The 17,731-nt window shown below is 68.0% G+C and carries 16 protein-coding genes; 5 read left to right on the plus strand and 11 right to left on the minus strand.

Annotation, left to right across the window (positions count from 1 at the left end):
• Positions 1-2: 2 nt before the first annotated feature.
• The 9 genes from gatB to ABUA37_RS01210 all read right to left on the minus strand — a co-directional run bounded on the left by gatB (position 3) and on the right by ABUA37_RS01210 (position 10,617).
• Complete coding sequence (gene gatB / locus ABUA37_RS01170; RefSeq protein WP_349897276.1) at positions 3-1,502, minus strand: Asp-tRNA(Asn)/Glu-tRNA(Gln) amidotransferase subunit GatB; 1,500 nt, start codon at positions 1,500-1,502, stop codon at positions 3-5.
• Entirely contained in the window at positions 1,502-3,016 is a 1,515-nt protein-coding gene (gene gatA, locus ABUA37_RS01175; protein WP_349897277.1) for an Asp-tRNA(Asn)/Glu-tRNA(Gln) amidotransferase subunit GatA, read from the minus strand. Before gatA ends, gatB begins: the two co-directional genes overlap by 1 nt.
• Positions 3,016-3,339 (minus strand): Asp-tRNA(Asn)/Glu-tRNA(Gln) amidotransferase subunit GatC, encoded by a 324-nt coding sequence (gene gatC / locus ABUA37_RS01180; RefSeq protein WP_349897278.1) that lies wholly within the window; start codon positions 3,337-3,339, stop codon positions 3,016-3,018. Before gatC ends, gatA begins: the two co-directional genes overlap by 1 nt.
• Before the next feature lie 89 nt (positions 3,340-3,428).
• Positions 3,429-4,847: an alpha/beta hydrolase gene (locus tag ABUA37_RS01185; RefSeq protein ID WP_349897279.1), complete on the minus strand. Its 1,419-nt coding sequence runs from the start codon at positions 4,845-4,847 to the stop codon at positions 3,429-3,431.
• A 257-nt stretch (positions 4,848-5,104) separates the two neighbouring features.
• A complete protein-coding gene (ligA, locus tag ABUA37_RS01190) occupies positions 5,105-7,375 on the minus strand; it encodes an NAD-dependent DNA ligase LigA (RefSeq protein WP_349897871.1) in 2,271 nt (756 codons plus the stop codon).
• 153 nt (positions 7,376-7,528) lie between these two features.
• On the minus strand, positions 7,529-8,644 hold the full coding sequence (mnmA, locus tag ABUA37_RS01195; protein WP_349897280.1) for a tRNA 2-thiouridine(34) synthase MnmA: 1,116 nt from the start codon (positions 8,642-8,644) through the stop codon (positions 7,529-7,531).
• 120 nt (positions 8,645-8,764) lie between these two features.
• Complete coding sequence (locus ABUA37_RS01200) at positions 8,765-8,992, minus strand: hypothetical protein (RefSeq protein ID WP_349897281.1); 228 nt, start codon at positions 8,990-8,992, stop codon at positions 8,765-8,767.
• A 3-nt stretch (positions 8,993-8,995) separates the two neighbouring features.
• Positions 8,996-9,319 (minus strand): ArsR/SmtB family transcription factor, encoded by a 324-nt coding sequence (locus ABUA37_RS01205; protein WP_349897282.1) that lies wholly within the window; start codon positions 9,317-9,319, stop codon positions 8,996-8,998.
• 140 nt (positions 9,320-9,459) lie between these two features.
• Entirely contained in the window at positions 9,460-10,617 is a 1,158-nt protein-coding gene (locus ABUA37_RS01210; RefSeq protein WP_349897283.1) for a cysteine desulfurase family protein, read from the minus strand.
• 60 nt (positions 10,618-10,677) lie between these two features.
• Here ABUA37_RS01210 and glgX point away from each other — a divergent pair, with 60 nt between their 5' ends.
• Positions 10,678-12,738: a glycogen debranching protein GlgX gene (gene glgX / locus ABUA37_RS01215; RefSeq protein WP_349897285.1), complete on the plus strand. Its 2,061-nt coding sequence runs from the start codon at positions 10,678-10,680 to the stop codon at positions 12,736-12,738.
• A gap of 28 nt (positions 12,739-12,766) precedes the next feature.
• On the opposite strand, the gene ABUA37_RS01220 is transcribed toward glgX, so the two are convergent.
• The gene (locus tag ABUA37_RS01220; RefSeq protein WP_349897286.1) at positions 12,767-13,393 is read right to left on the minus strand and encodes a TetR/AcrR family transcriptional regulator; all 627 of its coding nucleotides are present in this window, start codon (positions 13,391-13,393) and stop codon (positions 12,767-12,769) included.
• Positions 13,394-13,534: 141 nt separating this feature from the next.
• On the opposite strand from ABUA37_RS01220, the gene ABUA37_RS01225 reads away from it, so the two are divergent.
• The 3 genes from ABUA37_RS01225 to ybaK are packed head-to-tail and all read left to right on the plus strand — an operon-like array spanning position 13,535 to position 15,701.
• Complete coding sequence (locus ABUA37_RS01225) at positions 13,535-14,158, plus strand: NADPH-dependent F420 reductase (protein ID WP_349897288.1); 624 nt, start codon at positions 13,535-13,537, stop codon at positions 14,156-14,158.
• 59 nt (positions 14,159-14,217) lie between these two features.
• Entirely contained in the window at positions 14,218-15,180 is a 963-nt protein-coding gene (locus ABUA37_RS01230; RefSeq protein ID WP_349897290.1) for an SDR family oxidoreductase, read from the plus strand.
• Between the two features lie 44 nt (positions 15,181-15,224).
• The gene (gene ybaK / locus ABUA37_RS01235) at positions 15,225-15,701 is read left to right on the plus strand and encodes a Cys-tRNA(Pro) deacylase (protein WP_349897292.1); all 477 of its coding nucleotides are present in this window, start codon (positions 15,225-15,227) and stop codon (positions 15,699-15,701) included.
• Positions 15,702-15,759: 58 nt separating this feature from the next.
• Here ybaK and ABUA37_RS01240 read toward each other — a convergent pair whose 3' ends face one another.
• Entirely contained in the window at positions 15,760-16,272 is a 513-nt protein-coding gene (locus tag ABUA37_RS01240; RefSeq protein ID WP_349897294.1) for an Lrp/AsnC family transcriptional regulator, read from the minus strand.
• Between the two features lie 144 nt (positions 16,273-16,416).
• On the opposite strand from ABUA37_RS01240, the gene ABUA37_RS01245 reads away from it, so the two are divergent.
• A complete protein-coding gene (locus ABUA37_RS01245) occupies positions 16,417-17,670 on the plus strand; it encodes an NAD(P)/FAD-dependent oxidoreductase (RefSeq protein WP_349897296.1) in 1,254 nt (417 codons plus the stop codon).
• Positions 17,671-17,731 lie beyond the last annotated feature (61 nt).

The following is a 17,731-nucleotide window of genomic DNA, read 5'->3' on the forward strand; positions in this document are numbered from 1 at the left end:
TCCTACTGCTGTGCGCGCTCCAGCACCAGTTCGCGCACCCTCGCTGCGTCCGCGGTGCCCTTCATCGCCTTCATGACGGCGCCGATCACGGCACCAGCGGCCTGCACCTTGCCGTCGCGGATCTTTTCCAGCACGTCAGGCTGGGCGGCAAGCGCCTCGTCGATCGCGGCGATCAGGGCGCCGTCGTCCGATACGACCTTGAGCCCGCGCTTGTCCACGACCTCCGAGGGAGTGCCCTCCCCCGCGATGACGCCCTCGAGCACCTGACGTGCGAGGCGGTCGGTCAGTTCACCCGAATCAAGAAGAGCGATGAGCGCGGCCACGTGCTCCGCCGAGACAAGGGATGCAGCGTCTACGCCGGCCACGTTCGCGAGCCTCGCGATCTCACCGGTCCACCACTTGCGCGCCTGGGCCGGGGTGGCACCGGCCGCGACCGTCTGCTCGATCTCGGTGAGTAATCCGGAGTTCTGCACATCCTGGAACTCCAGATCGGTGAAGCCCCACGCCTCCTTGAGGCGGCGACGACGGATGGCCGGAGCCTCCGGCAGCGCGGCGCGCAGTTCCTCAATGAGCGCCACGGATGGCTCGACCGGAAGCAGGTCAGGCTCGGGGAAGTAGCGGTAGTCATCGGCATCGCTCTTCGGCCGGCCAGCCGAGGTGACGCCGGTGTCCTCGTGCCAGTGGCGCGTCTCCTGCGTGATCGTGCCACCCTTGGCGAGGATCGCTGCCTGGCGCTGGATCTCGTAGCGAATGGCGCGCTCGACGCTGCGCAGGCTGTTGACGTTCTTGGTCTCGGTGCGCGTTCCGAGCTTGCCGGAACCGCGCGGCGAGAGGGAGATGTTGGCGTCGCAGCGCAGGTTGCCGCGCTCCATCTTCGCCTCGGAGATGCCGAGCGAGACGACGATGTCGCGAATGGTCGACACGTAGGCCTTCGCGAGCTCGGGGGCGTCGTGCTCGGCGCCCGTGATCATGTTCGTCACGATCTCGACGAGCGGCACACCGGCGCGGTTGTAGTCGACGAGCGAATAGTCCGCACCCTGGATGCGGCCGGTTGCGCCGCCGACGTGGGTGAGCTTGCCCGCGTCCTCCTCCATGTGCGCGCGCTCGATCGACACCTGGAACACCTTGCCGTTCGGCAGCTCGACCTCGACGTTGCCGTCGTGCGCGATCGGCTCATCGAACTGGCTGATCTGGTAGTTCTTGGCGAGGTCGGGGTAGAAGTAGTTCTTGCGCGCGAAGCGACTCGACGGCGCGATCTCGCAGCCGAGCGCGAGGCCGAGGCTGATCGAGTAGCGGATCGCCTGCTCGTTGACCACCGGCAGCGAGCCCGGCAGGCCGAGGTCGACCGGCGTGATGTTGGTGTTCGGGTCGCCACCGAAGAAGTTCGGCGCATCGCTGAACATCTTGGTGCGGGTGCTGAGCTCCACGTGCACCTCGAAGCCGAGCACCGGCTCGAACAGTTCGAGCGCCTTGTCGAAGTCCATCAGTTCTGCCTTGGCCATCAGGCACCCACCTTCAATTCGGGCGCCCGGCTGATCAGCGAGTGCCCCCACCTGTCTTCGAGCAGTGCCTCGAGGGCCGCGCCCACCGAGTAGAGCCGCACGTCCGCCCGAGCCGGCGCCATCAGCTGGATGCCCGTGGGCAGCCCGTCCTCCGGCGCAAGCCCCATGGGCAGTCCCATTCCGGGCACTCCGGCGAGGTTCGCCGGAATCGTCGTCACGTCGTTGAGGTACATGGCCAGCGGATCTTCGAGCTTCTCGCCCAGCTTGAACGCCGTGGTCGGCGCGGCCGGGCTGATCAGCACATCCGCCTGCTCGAAGGCCGCGTCGAAGTCGCGCTGGATGAGCGTGCGCACCTTCTGCGCGCTGCCATAGTAGGCGTCGTAGTAACCGGCGCTCAGCGCGTAGGTGCCCAGGATCACGCGGCGCTTGACCTCTGGGCCGAAGCCGGCCTCGCGGGTCGCGGCCATGACATCCTCGACCGTTCCGCCGCCGGGTGGGTTCACCCGCAGACCGAAGCGCACCGAGTCGAACTTGGCAAGGTTGCTCGATGCCTCGGCTGGCAGGATCAGGTAATACGCGGCGATCGCATACTCGAAGTTCGGCGCGCTCACCTCGACGATCTCGGCCCCGGCATCCGCGAGCACCTCTAGCGACTCCGCGAAGCGACTGCGCACACCCGCCTGGAAGCCCTCACCGTTCAGCTGCTTGACCACACCGACCCGCACACCCTTGAGCGAGCGGTCGCGCGCGCCCTCGCGGGCCGCGTCGGCGAAGGAGGGCCAGGCATCCTTGAGCGAGGTGGAATCGCGCGGGTCGTGACCGCCGATAACGTCGTGCAGGAGCGCGGCGTCGAGCACCGTGCGCGTGACGGGACCAACCTGGTCGAGCGAGGAGGCGAGCGCGATCGCGCCGTAACGCGAGACGCCACCGTAGGTCGGCTTCACGCCGACGGAACCGGTGACCGCCGCGGGCTGACGGATCGAGCCGCCCGTATCTGAACCGAGGGCCAGAGGTGCCTCGAAGGCCGCAACGGCCGCCGCGGAGCCACCGCCCGAGCCGCCGGGGATGCGATCGAGGTCCCACGGGTTGTGCGTCGCGCCGAACGCGGAGTGCTCCGTGGAGGAGCCCATGGCGAACTCGTCCATGTTCGTCTTGCCGAGCGGCACGAGGTGCGCCTCGCGAAGCTTGCGCACGACGGTCGCGTCGTAGGGCGGCACCCAGCCCTCGAGAATCTTCGAGCCGGCGGTGGACGGCATGTCGATCGTGCAGAGCACGTCCTTAATCGCGATCGGAACCCCGGCGAGCGCACCCAGCGGTTCGCCGTCCCCGCGACGTGCGTCGACATCCGCCGCCACTTCGAGAGCGGTGGATGAGACGTGCAGGAAGGCGTGCACGTCACCGTCGACCGCGGCGATGCGGTCGAGGTGTGCCTGGGTGACCTCGACGCTCGAGACCTCCCGCGCCTGCAGTCGCGCGCCGAGCTCGGCCGCAGAGAGTCTCGTCAGATCACCCATCACTGCTCCTCCCCCAGGATCGCGGACACCTTGAAGCGCTGCCCATCGTGCTCTGGCGCACCGGCAAGCGCCTGTTCCGCCGTGAGGGTCTCGCCCGGTACATCGGGCCGGAAGACGTTGACCAGCCTAATCGGGTGGCTGGTGGCCGGCACATCGGCCGTGGCCACCTCGGACACCTTCGCGATCGAATCGATGATCACACCGAGTTCACCCGTCAGCTTCTCGATCTCCTCCGGGCTGAGGGCGATCCGTGCCAGGTTCGCGAGATGCGCGACCTGCTCGGTGGTGATCGCTTCAACAGGATCAGGACTGGTTTCAGACATGCGGCTCCGTGCTCAATACGTGGCGGGAATGGCCCAATTCTAGCCGGTGGCCGCCGCGCGCCTTCTGCCCGAGCCGACCGCGACACGCGTCAGTCGAGCGTGCGGCTCGCATCCATCGTCGTGCCCTGGGTGACCAGAGAGCCCCGGTTCAGGCCGATGAGCGCGAGATTGCGCATCGACTCCGAGCCCGGTTCGAAGTAACCGAGGTGGCCGGCAGACGCTGTCAACGCGTGATGCGTGATCGGGTCAACGCCGCCAGCCACACTCATCCTGTTGGCGCCGAAAGCGCCAGATCCCGGGTCGCTGCCGTAGAACGCCGAGTTGACCACCGGATCCCACGCTGCCTCCCCCACAAACACATTGCCGTTCGGCACGCCAAGCTCCGATGCCGACTGGGCAGCGCTTCCCGGCGAGCCGATCAGCGCCAGCGCGTCCACGTGCATGCCGCCCTTGGCAAGCTCGATCATCGCCGCCGTTGAGCCGTAGGAATGCCCGATGACCGTGACGAAGGGTTCGGAACCGGCTCGCACGGCCTGAACGCCATCGATGGCGTGGCCAATCAGCTCGGCGCCCTGATCGGCGAGGGCGAGCGAGGTGACACCGGTTATTCCGGGAGTCTGGTAGCCGATCCAGGCGACCGTCGCCACGGTCTTGCCCTTCATCGTCGGGTCGGATGCGGCGAGCACGGACACCCACTTCGACTGCTCGTCGTTGAGTTCGGTCGCGACCCTGGTCCAGGTGTTCAGCGCCGTGTCGACCGAGAAGAACATGCCGGGCACAAGGTAGCTGACGTAGTCGGCCGTCGAGACGTCGCCGACCGCGATCGCGGCACGGCCGGACTGTGTGGCATCGAAGGTGAGAAGCGACTTCGGCTGGCCGTCTCGAGAAGGCTTCAGCGCAGCCCGAACCTTTTCGAGCATCTGCAGCTGCAGTCTCGCGGACACAATCTCGCCGCGACCGAGCCCCTTCATGGAGGCCTTCATCTCGCCGATCGACTGCTTGAGCGAGTCGCGGTTGGCGCTGTTGCGCACGTCGAATGGCACGCCGGAGAGGTTGCCGACAAGGGTTGGCGCGGTGGCGACCAGTGACCTGCGTCCCGCGGGTGGTGCAGATGCCCACCATGCCGAGACATCGCGCGCGGACGGCGGGTCTGCCACGAGTTGCTTCAGCGCGCTGGGCTTCTCGGCGATGAAACGAGCAAGGTCATTGCGCGGAAGGAGCGCGAGCTGATCGAGCAGGGGCACCCCGGTGAGCCGCGGGAGGAGGGCGAGATCGACGCGCGCCGCGCCCGAAGCCGCCTGCGCCGCACCATTCTTCGACGTGCCGGCGTCGGGCACGATCATCCCGGAATTACCGGCTGGCGTGCCCATGACCGAGGTCGGAATGGCCCAGGGGAAGACCGTGTTGATGCCGTCGCCCGTGGCCGACTGCGGCGCGGCCGCGCCGAGCGTGAGCCCCGCGACGGAAGCGAGAGTCTCGGGAAGTACGGGGACGGAAGCCGAGACCACCTGCTGCCCGATTTCATGCGCACCGAAGGCCTCCGCGACACCACTAACGGCACCAGGGGAGGTAACTAGAGCTGCGACTAGGAACAGCATTACGGCCTAACTGATCGTCACCAGCACCGCGGGGGGACGGCACTGCAACGCTACATCCGTGCACCCCCATAATAGGGGTGTTGTTACCGCTCACCTAGGAATTCCATGAGAAATATATGCAAATATTTCGCGGCTCCGGAGCGGGCGAACGGGCTGTTCCAGCCGTCTTAGTCGAGCGCTGCGGGACCCTCGGAGACCAGGAGCGCGAACTGGGCAGCATCGATGATGCGGACGCCGAGTTCTTCTGCCTTGCCGAGCTTCGAGCCGGCGCCGGGCCCCGCCGCCACGAAGTCGGTCTTCTTCGAGACGCTCGATGCCGCCTTTCCGCCCGCCGCGATGATGGCCTCGAGCGCCCCCTCGCGGGTGAAGCCCTCGAGGCTTCCGGTGGCGACCACGGTGACCCCGTCGAGCACTCCGCCGCCGACGGCGGCCGCCCCGGGGCCCGGGTGACCCGGTATTGAGAACTGCACCCCGGCATCCGCCCAGCGCGTGATGATCTCGTCGTGCCAGTCGACGGCGAACCAGTCGAGCACGGCGTCGGCGATGATGCCGCCGACGCCGTCGACCGCCGCGAGTTCCTCCCTTGAGGCTGAACGGATCGCATCCACCGAGCCGAAGTAGGCGGCAAGCGCGCGCGCCGCGACGGGGCCCACGTGACGGATGCTGAGGGCGACGAGCATGCGCCACAGGTCTTTCGACTTGGCGAGTTCGAGTTCGGCGAGCAGCTTGGTGGCCGCGGTGGACGGCACAAAGAACTCGTCGCCCGCGAACTCCGCAGCCTCGGGGTCGAAGGTGGGATCGGACTTCTTGCGCTGGCGCTTGAACGGCGACTGGGTATCCGGGGTGCCATCGGGGTTGAGTTTCAGGTGCCCGTCTTCCGTGTCGCGCACAGTGACGCGGATCGGGAAGATGTCGGCCATGGTGAGCGAGAACAGGCCCGCCTCGGTGACGAGTGGCGGTTGCTCGGGGAAGTCGGGCTGGGTGAGAGCGGCCGCGCCGACCTCGCCGAGGCCCTCGATGTCGAGGGCGCCGCGGCTGCCGACGTGCTCGACCCTGCCGCGAACCTGTGCCGGGCAGCTCCTGGCGTTGGGACAGCGCAGGTCGACGTCGCCCTCCTTGGCCGGCGCGAGGGCCGTGCCACACTCGGGGCAGTGGGTCGGCATCACGAATTCCCGCTCGGTCCCGTCGCGCAACTCGACGACCGGCCCGAGTACCTCGGGGATGACGTCGCCGGCCTTGCGCAGCACGACGGTGTCGCCGATCAGCACGCCCTTGGCCTTGACCACGTCCTGGTTGTGCAACGTGGCCTGTCGCACCTCGCTGCCCGCGACGCGAACCTTCTCCATCACGGCGAACGGGGTCACGCGACCGGTGCGGCCGACGCTCACGACGATGTCGAGCAGCTTCGTGTTGACCTGCTCGGGCGGGTATTTATAGGCGATGGCCCAGCGCGGGGCGCGGCTCGTGGCGCCCAGTTCCTCGTGCAGCGCCAGCTCATCCACCTTGACGACGATGCCGTCGATCTCGTGCTCGACGCTGCCGCGGTGCTCGCCGTAGTGCTCGATGAACCCGGAGGCCTCCTTGGCCGTCTTCACGACTCGGTAGTGGCTGCTCGTCGGCAGGCCCCACTCCTTCAGCAGCGCGTAGGTCGCGGACTGCGAATCGACGGGTGGATTCGCCCAGGCGCCGATGCCGTGCACCAGCATGCTGAGCCGGCCGAGGCGACGGTACATGCGCTCGAGCTGTGCCTCGGTCTTCTTCTCCTTGACCTGACGCAGGCTGCCGGATGCCGCGTTCCGCGCATTTGCGAACACGCGCTCCCCTGCGGCGACCTGATCGGCGTTGAGCTGTTCGAAGATCGCGGACTCGAAGAATACCTCGCCGCGAACCTCAACGATGGGCGGATGCCCCGTGCCGGACAGCCTGGTCGGGATGCTCTTCACGTGCGCGATGTTCTCGGTCACGTCTTCACCGACGACGCCGTCACCGCGCGTTGCCGCGGTCGTCAGCACACCGTTCTCGTAGCGCAGGTTGATGGCGAGACCGTCGATCTTGAGCTCACACAGGTAGTCGACGCGGCGGCCGGAGTTGCGCTCGACCTTCGCCGCCCACTCCTCGAATTCTTCGATGGAGAAGACGTTGTCGAGGCTCAGCATGCGCTCGGCGTGGCGCACGGGTGCGAACAGTGTCGAATCAGCGCGGCCGCCCACGGTCTGGGTGGGGGAATCCTGGCTCTGCAGTTCGGGGAACAGACGCTCGAGTTCCTCGAGCCTGCGGATCATGAGGTCGTATTCCGCGTCGCTCACGAGCACTTCGTTGCGCTCGTAATATGCGTCTCGCAGCTCGAGGATGCGCGTGGTGAGGCGCTCCCCCTCGGCGGCGGCCTGCTCCAGGGTGAGACGCTCGGTCGCGGTTTCGGAGTCGGCTGCGCCGCTGATTTCTGCCACGAACCAAGTGTAGGCAGCGCCTCCGTCATCCGTCTGTACGGCTTAGATCAAGCGGCGCCGCGCCGGCGGCTGCCGTGTGTCGTGACGGCTGCCGTGTGAGCGGGCGCCGCCGCGATAAACGGCAGCCCTCGCGTGGGAGGGCGATCAGGCGTTGGCGGCGACCGGCAGATCGGCGCTCACCGTGGCGTCGATCGTGCACTGCCCGAGCACGCGCGTGCCGACGTAGATGACGGCGGTCTGCCCGGTGGAGACACCGTTGATCGGGCTCTCGGGCGTGATCACGAGTTCGCCGTCGCGCACCACAGCGGTCGCCGGCACCGGTTCGGAGTGGGCGCGCACCTGCACGTGGCACTCGAAGGGGGTTTCGGCGTCGAGCGGAGGCTGGCCTGCCCAGCTGAAGCGGCGCCCGGACAGCTGCGCGAGATCGAGTGCCTCTCGCGGGCCGACGACGACCTCGTTGCTCGATGGCTTGACCTCGAGTACGAAGCGGGGGCGACCATCCGGGCTGGGGACGCCGAGGTTGAGGCCCTTGCGCTGGCCAATCGTGAAGGCGGCCGCACCCTCGTGGCTGCCGACGATCTCGCCCGAGCGATCGCGGATGACGCCCTTCTCGGCGCCGACCCGCTCGGCCAGCCAGCCTCGCGTGTCGCCGTCGGGGATGAAGCAGATGTCGTGGCTGTCGGGCTTCGCCGCGACGCTGAAGCCACGGGCGGCGGCCTCGGCGCGCACCTCCGCCTTCGAGGGCGTCGCGCCGAGCGGGAACATGCTGTGCGCGAGTTGTTCGGCAGTGAGCACTCCGAGCACGTACGACTGGTCCTTGGCCCAGGCAGCGGCCCTGTGCAGCTCGGGATGGCCGTCGGCATCCGTCACGATGCTCGCGTAGTGGCCGGTCGCCACGGCGTCGAAGCCGAGGTCGAGCGCCTTCTCGAGCAGCGCGGCGAATTTGATGCGCTCGTTGCAGCGCATGCACGGGTTCGGCGTGCGGCCGGCCGCGTACTCGGCGATGAAGTCGTCGACGACGTCGAGCTTGAAGCGCTCGGAGAAGTCCCAGACGTAGTACGGGATGCCGATGATATTGGCCGCTCGCTGGGCGTCCATCGAGTCCTCGATGGTGCAGCATCCGCGGCTTCCCGTGCGGAGCGTGCCCGGCATGCGGCTGAGTGCCAGATGCACACCGACCACCTCGTGGCCCGCATCAACGGCGCGTGCCGCGGCTACTGCGGAGTCGACCCCGCCACTCATCGCCGCCAAAACCTTCACCGCATAAGTGTACGCGGGCCGCTCGCCGCCTTCCTTCCGCGCCGAGCGTGCCCGTTCCAGCCGGCACGCTCGGCGCGAACGAGCACCGTCGGCGACAAGGGACGGCCGCGAAAGCGCCAGTCAGGGGATGTCGGTGAGGGTCTTCTCGACCGCGCCAAGTCGGGCGTCGATGCTGTCGAGCTTCTCGAGCAAGGCCTTATTGACGATGCTGTTCTCCTCGATCACACGCTCGAGCCCGCTGTCTCCTCGCTTGGAGCGGCGGTAACCTGTCGCTCCGATAATGACCATCGTGGCCCATCCGATCACTCCGATGATGGCGATCCACGCGTACCAGGGCATGTTGTCCATGATTCAGTCCTCTTTCCCACTTGGGCTTGTGACCGCGGTTTCGGCTGCCACGGCGGCGACGAGCATTTGTGCATCGATAGTGATGCTGAACGGCACGACCTCGAAGAACTTGAGGGCCTTGCCGTCGTCGGAGAGTTCGAGGTGACCGGCGACGAAACCCGCCTCCTCGAGCTTGGTGAGATGCATGTACAGCAGCGCCCGCGACATTCCCACTCGCCTGGCGAGCTCGCTCACGTGGAGCGGCTCACCCGTGAGCATGGCAAGGATGCGCATGCGCTGCGGACTGGCGATCGCGCCGAGTCTGCCACTGAGCGCTGTAGCATCCATCGTCACCACCCCTTGCACCTGTCATAACTATATGACAGGTGCAGCATTACTGCAACTCGGATAGGCGGGCGATGCGCAGACGGACGCGCGGGGCACGGCGGGGCGAACGCGCGGAGCGGGCAGGGACGGATGCGCGGGCGCTAGCGGGTGACGTCGCGGGCCGCGTAGCCCGCGCGCGCCGCCCGAGCGACGGCGTCGGGCAGTGCGGCGAGGAAGGCGTCGACGTCCGCATCCGTCGTCGAGTGCCCGACCGTGATGCGCAGGGCCCCGAGCGCCTCCTCGTCGCTCAGCCCCATGCCGAGCAGCACGTGCGAGGCCTCGGGGATGCCCGCCTGGCAGGCCGAGCCCGTGCTGACGGAGACGCCGGCGGCATCCAGGAGAAAGAGCAGCGAGTCACCCTGACAGCCGGGGAACGTGAAGTGCACGTTGTTGTCGACGCGATCGATGGGATCGCCGCGCAGCACAGCTGTCGGAACGGCAGCACGCACGCCTGCGATGAGGCGCTCGCACAGGGGTCTCAAGAGCGGCATCGGATGCTGCGCCGCGACCCCGAAGCCGACGGCGGCGGGCGCATCCTGGGTTCCCGATCGCACCTGGCGCTGCTGTCCTCCCCCGTGGATCAGCGGCACGACCGTTGCGCGTCGAGACAGCGCGAGCGCACCGATGCCGAGCGGGCCACCGATCTTGTGGGCCGAGACGCTGAGGGCGGCGAGTCCCGACGCCGCGAAATCGATAGGCAGGTGCCGGTACGCGGACACCGCGTCCGCATGCACCGGGATGCCGTGGGCACCGGCGAGCGCGACGACCTCGGCGACCGGCTGGATCGTACCGACCTCGTTATTGGCCCAGAGCAGGGTGACGAGCGCGATGTCATCCGGATGCTCGAGCGCCGCCGCGAGCGCGTCGAGTCGGATGCGCCCGAGTTCGTCGATCGGCAGCCACTCGATGACGGCACCCTCGTAGCGCTCCAGCCACTCGACCGTGTCGACCGTGGCGTGGTGTTCGCCGCGAGGCACGAGGATGCGGTTTCGTCCGGGATGCTCGGCGCGGGCCCAGTACAGCCCCTTGATCGCGAGGTTCACCGCCTCCGTGCCGCCGGACGTGAAGACGACCTCGATCGGATCGCAGCCCAGGGAGGCGGCGACCTGCTCGCGGGCCTCCTCGAGCATCCGCTTCGCGTTCTGACCCTGGCTGTGGATCGACGACGGGTTGCCCACGAGATCGAGTGCGTCGATGTAGGCGGCGCGCGCCTCCGGCAGCATGGGGGTCGTCGCGGCGTGATCAAGGTAGACGACCATGCAACCCCTCCCGAGCACGCGTGGCGAGCGGGCACTCGCGCAGTCATTACTCTAGAACGCATGCCTGACGCCGAAACCGCTCCCAACGAGCACGACCCGCTGCGGGATCTCGGCGTGCGGGCCAATGGTGACGGCGGCGAGATCCGGGTGTACTCGGCGAGCGCGACATCGATCGAGCTGTGCCTGCTCAACGACAACGACCCGGACTGGGTCTCCGAGCGAGTGCAGTTGAGCAAGGATGCCGATGACGTTTGGTCAGGCACCTCACCGAACCTCGTGCCCGGCGCCCACTACTCGCTGCGGGCCGACGGACCGCTCTCCCCCACCAATCGCTTCGACCCCACCCTGCACCTGCTCGACCCGTACTCCCGCGGCCTCGCGCGCACCGTCACCGGCGAGTGGCGTTCGTACGTGCAGGAGAACAGCTTCGACTGGGCCGGCGTGAGCAAGCCGAACATTCCGCTCGACCACACCGTGATCTACGAGGCGCACGCCAAGGGCATCTCCAAGCTCAACCCCGCCGTGCCCGAGGAGCTGCGCGGCACCTACGCGGGGCTCGCTCACGACACGGCGATCGCCTACCTCAAGGATCTCGGGGTCACCGCCATCCAGCTGTTGCCGATCCACCAGTTCGTAAGCGAGCAGCGACTGATCAAGCAGGGCCTCAGCAACTACTGGGGCTACAACACCCTTAGCTTCTTCACTCCCCACGCCGCCTACGCCTCGCGTTCCGCCCAGTTCGGCGGCACCGGTGCCGTGCTGCGCGAGTTCAAGGGCATGGTGCGCCTGCTGCACGACGCCGGAATCGAGGTCATTCTCGACGTCGTCTTCAACCACACGGCCGAGGAGGGCGTCGAGGGCCCGACCTCGAGCCTGCGCGGGCTCGACAACGCGAGCTACTACCGGCAGGACGCCAAGGGCAACTACATCGACGTGACCGGATGCGGCAACACCGTCAACTTCGCGAGTCCCGTCGCGCAGCGCCTCGTGCTCGACTCGCTGCGCTACTGGGCGAACGAGGTGCAGGTCGACGGCTTCCGCTTCGACCTGGCCGTGACGCTCGGGCGCGACGCGTCCGTGGAATTCGACCCACAGCATCCGCTGCTCGAGGCGATCGTCACCGACCCGCAGCTCGCCGGCGTCAAGATGATCGCCGAGCCGTGGGACGTCGGTCTTGGCGGATGGCAGGTCGGCGGGTTCCCGAAGGGGTGGTCGGAGTGGAACGACGACTATCGCGATCGCGTGCGCAACTTCTGGCTCACCGACATCGCGACGGCGCGCGCCACCGGCTCAGCCCCGATCGGCATCGGCCAGCTCGCGTCGAAGCTCGCGGGCTCGGCGGGCACCTTCTCGCAGGAGCGTGGGCCGCTCGCGAGCGTCAACTTCATCACCGCCCACGACGGCTTCACCGCCGCAGACCTCGTCTCGTACAACCAGAAGCACAACCTCGGCAATGGCGAGAACAACCGCGACGGCACCGACAACAACCACTCCTTCAATCACGGCGTCGAGGGGCAGAGCCACGATCCGGGCATCATCGCCTCGCGCGAGAAGGCGATCCGCAACCTGCTGGGCACGCTGCTGCTCTCCGCCGGGCTGCCGATGATCACGGCGGGCGACGAATTCGGCCGCAGCCAGCACGGCAACAACAACGCCTACTGCCACGACAGCGGCCTCACCTGGCTGCCCTGGGAGCGCGAGGACTGGCAGGACAATCTGCTCGCCGTGTCGAGAACGCTGCTGCGACTGCGGCGCGAGAATCCGGCGCTGCGGCCCGTGCGCTTCGGCGTCTCGGGCGAGTCCGTGCCCTCGGCGAGCCAAATGGACTGGTTCAACAAAGACGGCGTCTCGATGTCCATCACCGACTGGGACTCGCCTGCCGAGCGAACGCTGCAGTACCTCGCGGCCTCGACGCCCGAGTTCGAGGAGTTCAACCGCATCCTGCTCGTGGTGCACGGACTCGAATCAGAGGAGACCGTCACGCTCCCGACGCACGAGGGCGTGACGTCCTACCGACTGCTCTGGAACAGCGCCGCGGATGACGCCCCAGGCGAAGAGCACGAGCCTGGCACCAGACTTGCGATCGCCGGCACCTCGATGCAGCTCTTCCAGGCACACTGACCCCGCGCTGAACTAGATCCGGCGCTCGTCATTTCGCCGAGCGGCCGGCCGTCGGCGCGCAGAGCCGCTCGATGAGCGTCTGCCAGCTGTCTTCGAGGGAACCCACGCTGCGGGCGGATGCGGGCGGCGGACTGTAGAACGCCAGCAGCAGCGGTCCCTCGAGCGCGAGGGTCAACTGCACGGCGAGATTGTCGAGGTCGGCGATGCCGAGTTCGGCCTGGGCGAGCAGCATCCTGATGTGGATCTGCGAGAACTGCACGCCCGAGGCGGGAACGGGGGCTTCGGGTTCCAGGGTGGCCCGCATGACCTCGAGATGATCCATGAGGAAGGTGCTGCGCGCCCGGCCATACGCGATCAGTCTCTGCACCGGCTCTGCGCCCGGCCCGAGCGGCGGTTCACCCCCGAGAACCCGGGCCTGGAAGGCGACCTCGTCGGCGTGGAGAAGCGCGCGGAAGATGCCTGCCCTCGTGCCGAACGCACGCACGACAGTGCCCTTGCCGAGGCCCGCCTGCTCTGCGAGCCCATCCATCGTGATGCCCTTGGCACCGCCTTCGGCGAGCGCATCGCGCGCCACCGCGATGAGTCGGTCGCGATTGCGTACCGCGTCCGCACGCTTTCGGCGTGGGCCGCCGAGCGGCACGAGGGGAAGGCTCACGCGCCCAACCTACGCGGAAAGTGTGCGCGCATCCGTCGGGCGCTCGCGTCCAAAGCTTTTTTGCTCACACGGGAATACTAACCGGGGGATGGTCCGTTTGACCCTCCCATAAGCACAACTCGAATCGACAGGGAGAACATCATGAGCAGCATCAGCATCATTGGAACCGGCGGTATGGGAACCACCATCGGCAGCCTCGCGGCCAAGGCCGGACACAGCGTCGAGTTCATCGGTCGCGACAGCACGAAGGCACAGACCGTGGCCGACCAGATCGCCGGCGCAACGACGGTGGGCACCTACGGCGCCACTCCCACGGGTGACATCGTGGTGCTGGCCGTCCCGTACGCCGGAATCTTTGACGTCGTAAACGAGTTCGGTGCCAGCCTCGCGGGCAAGACCATCATCGATATCTCGAACACTTTCACGGCGGATGCCACGGATGTGGTCACCCCGGCCGGCACGTCCGGCGCGGAGGAACTCGCCAAGGCCCTCCCCGCGGATGCGCGCGTCGTGAAGGCGTTCAACACCGTGTTCGGCCACATTCTGGCCAAGGGGCGACCGATGGACGTCTTGGTCGCGGGCGACGACGCACCGGCCAAGGCCAGCGTTTCCTCGTTCATCCAGAGCCTCGGACTGCGCCCGCTCGATGTGGGCGGCCTCGGCATGGCGCGCTGGCTGGAAGGCGTCGGCCCGCTGCTGATGGGTCTCGCCCGTCACGGCATGGGCACGTTCAACCTCGCCCTCGAGATCAGTACCCGCGACTGATCGCGGCGATTCTTCTCGACCGGCACGACGCAAGGCAACACAACACGAGGAACAGAAGCATGCAGGTTTTCATCACGGGCGGTACCGGCCACTCCGGTTCGCACATCATCCCCGAACTCGTCGCCGCTGGGCACCGGGTGACTGGCCTGGCCCGCTCGGACGCGTCCGCTGCGGCCCTGTCGGCGCTCGGCGCCGACGTGCGACGCGGTTCGCTTGACGATGTTGACACGCTCCGCGAGGCGGCCGCGCGGTCCGACGGAGTCATCCACGTCGCCGGACGGGGAGAGCTGCTTCCCAGGGGCGGGATCGACGCGGTCGCCGAAGCGGAACTGGCCACCATCCGCACCTTCGGCGAGGCGCTGGCCGGAACGGGAAAGCCGCTCGTCGTGGCGGGAAGCATCGCCTCACCAACTCTTCCGGCCCCGGGCGAGGTGCATCGGCCCGCCGCGAGACCCGCCACCGAGGAGGATCCGGCCTTGCCCGGCGGCCCCAACTTCGCCCGGACGATGCGGGTGCGCAACCTCGTCGACACGACGGTCATCGGCCTGGCGGAGGAGGGGGTGCGGTCCGCGATCGTACGGCTTCCCCCGATCGCGCACAGCACCACCGACACCACGGGATTCCTCGTGCAGCTCATCGCCATCGCGAAACGATCGGGCGTCGTCGGCTATCCAGGGGACGGATCGAACCTGTGGCCGTCCGTGCACATGCGCGACGCGGCATCTCTCTTCCGACTGGCACTCGAGAAGGGAGACGCGGGCCGATACTGGCACGCCGTGCACGACGAGGGCATACCGGTGCGTGAGATCGCCGAGGCCATCGCAAGCAGGCTTAACCTGCCCGCGGTCAGCATCCCCGCCGACGTTCTGATGCTGCCCGGATACTTCGGCGTCCTGGCGAACCTCATCACGCTAGACCTGCCGGCGTCCAATGCAAGCACTCGCGACCTGCTCGGATGGGAGCCCGTCGAGGCGGGTCTCCTCGACGACCTCGACAACGGCCACTACTTCGCGGCGGCCTGATGTGCGTGGCGCCGCCCTACGGGCGGCGCTGCCAGACTGAAGGCATGGCACTCGGTACTCCCGCGACGGTCGCGCTCGCTGCCGCGGGCATCCACTTCACCGCGCACTCCTATGAGCACGACCCCGCAAACCGCAATTTCGGAACTGAGGCGGCGAGCGCTCTGGGGCTCGATCCGGAGCGGGTGTTCAAGACGCTCGTGACCGATGTCGACGGGCGCCTCGTGGTCGCCGTCGTCCCGGTCACCGGCAAGCTCGATCTCGGCGCCCTCGCCGCGGCGGTGCACGGCAAGCGCGCGACGCTCGCGGACCCGGCCGTCGCGCAGCGGAAGACCGGCTACGTCGTCGGCGGCATCAGCCCGATCGGGCAGAAGTCGAAGCTCGAGACCGTGCTCGACGAGACTGTCGAACTGTTCGACACCGTCTTCGTCTCGGGTGGCAAGCGCGGCTTCGACCTGGAACTCGCGCCATCCGACCTCGTCGCCATCACCGCGGCGAGGATCTCGGCCATCGCGCGCGACTGACGGCGGCCCCGCACCCCTCCGCGGCCGGATTGTTCGCCTCCGGACGGACCGGAAGAACTCAGGAGGCGCCGAAGCCCGGGCGCACGTAGTCGAACAGCACGCTCGTGTTGGTGTCCGAGACCTCGGGGCGCACGCTCAGGGTCTCGGCCACGAGCTCGCGGAGTGCCGCGGAGTCCTCCACCGCGACGTGCACGAGAAAATCGCGCTCCCCGGTGACGAAGTAGATGCTCTCGACGCTCGACAGCGAGGCGAGGTAGTCACTGAATGCCGCGATCTTCGGGCGTGCGTGCGAGTGCAGCCGAATCGAGATGAGCGCCTGCAGGCCGCGACCGAGCGCAACCGGGTCGACATCCGTGTGAAAGCCGCGGATGACGCCCCGCTGCCGTAGCGAGCGGATGCGAGCGAGGCAGGTCGAGGCCGCAATGCCGAGCCGCGCCGCGATCGCGTTGTTCGGCATCCGTGCGTCTGCGGCCAGGAGAGCGAGGATGCGGCGATCGGTCTCGTCGAGGGGCCCTCGAACTTCGTTCGGCTCTCGCGCCGCGGAACCGCTACCGGCCGTTGAAGTGCTCATGCAGCGCATCCTACACAGAATTATCTGCGGCGCGTTTGAGTAATAGCGCAATCATCTTCAGAATGATGGGGAAATCGTCTCGTGCGACACAGCCGTCGCACGGCGCACAAAGCACACAACCACGAAGCACAGAAGAGAGCAAGCATGAGCGCCGTCGCCGTCGCACCGCCCAAGTCCGCCGTCGTCGTGGGCGCCGGAATGGTGGGCCTCGCGACCGCCTGGCACCTGCAGGAGCACGGCGTCGAGGTGACCGTGCTCGACAAGGCGGGGGTCGCGAGCGGATCATCGTGGGGCAACGCGGGCTGGCTCACTCCCGGCATGGCCATGCCGCTGTCCGACCCCTCGGTCTGGAGTTACGGGCCGAAGGCCCTGCTCGACCCGAACGCGCCGCTGCACGTTCCCTTCCGCGTCGACCCCAAGCTGTGGAACTTCCTGCTGCGCTTCGTGAGCCGGGGCACCCAGCGCGCCTGGGATCGCACCATGGCGGCCCTCACCCCCATCGACAGAATCGCGCTCGAGTCCTTCGATCAACTCGGTACCGGTGGCGTGGAGTCCCTGACGCACGAGGGCCCGTTCATCATCGGCTTCGAGCACGAGCGTGAGAGCCACGCGTTCATCCACGAGCTCGAGAACGTGGCGAGGCACGGGCAGACCGTGCCGCTGCACCGGCTCGACGATCCGCGCTCGCTCGCACCGCAGCTCTCCGACCGCGTCTCGACGGTGTTCGCCCTCGAGGGGCAGCGCTTCATCGAGCCCGGCCCCTACGTGGCTGCGCTCGGCCGCGCGGTGGTCGCCCGGGGCGCTCGCATCGAGAGTGCGGCATCCGTCACCTCGGTCACCCCGCAGCCCGGTGGCGGGGTCGTCGTCGGCATCGATGGCGGCGAGACCGTGCAGGCGGATGTCGCTGTGCTGGCTACGGGAGCCTGGTTGCCGAAGCTCGCACGCGCGTTCGGCGTGCGCACGCTCATCCAGGCCGGCCGCGGGTACTCGTTCAGCGTTCCGACCGAGCAGCCGACGAAGCATCCGGTGTACTTTCCCGTGCAGCGCGTCGCCTGCACGCCCTACGAGGGTCGATTCCGCATCGCGGGAACGATGGAGTTTCGCAGGCCGGATGAGCCGTTCCAGCCGCGGCGCGTGGAGGCGATCCTCTCGGCGGTGCGCCCGCTGTTCACCGGCATGGACCTCGACGACCGGCAGGACGAATGGGTCGGTTCACGCCCCGTCACGCCCGACGGTCTGCCCGTGATCGGCCGCACGAAGGCGCCGGGCGTGTACGTCGCCGGCGGCCACGGCATGTGGGGCATCGTGCTCGGTCCCGCGACCGGCAGGCTGCTCGCGCAGCAGATCGTGACTGGCGAAGTGCCCCCGGAGCTGCGCCCCTTCGACCCGCTGCGCTGACGCGGCACGAGACACCGCGCTTCGACAAGCTCAGCGAACGATAGGGCTCAGCGGCCGAAGC

Origin of the sequence: Parafrigoribacterium soli (assembly GCF_040227235.1) — a bacterium.
Classification (GTDB): Bacteria; Actinomycetota; Actinomycetes; order Actinomycetales; family Microbacteriaceae; genus Parafrigoribacterium_A; species Parafrigoribacterium_A soli.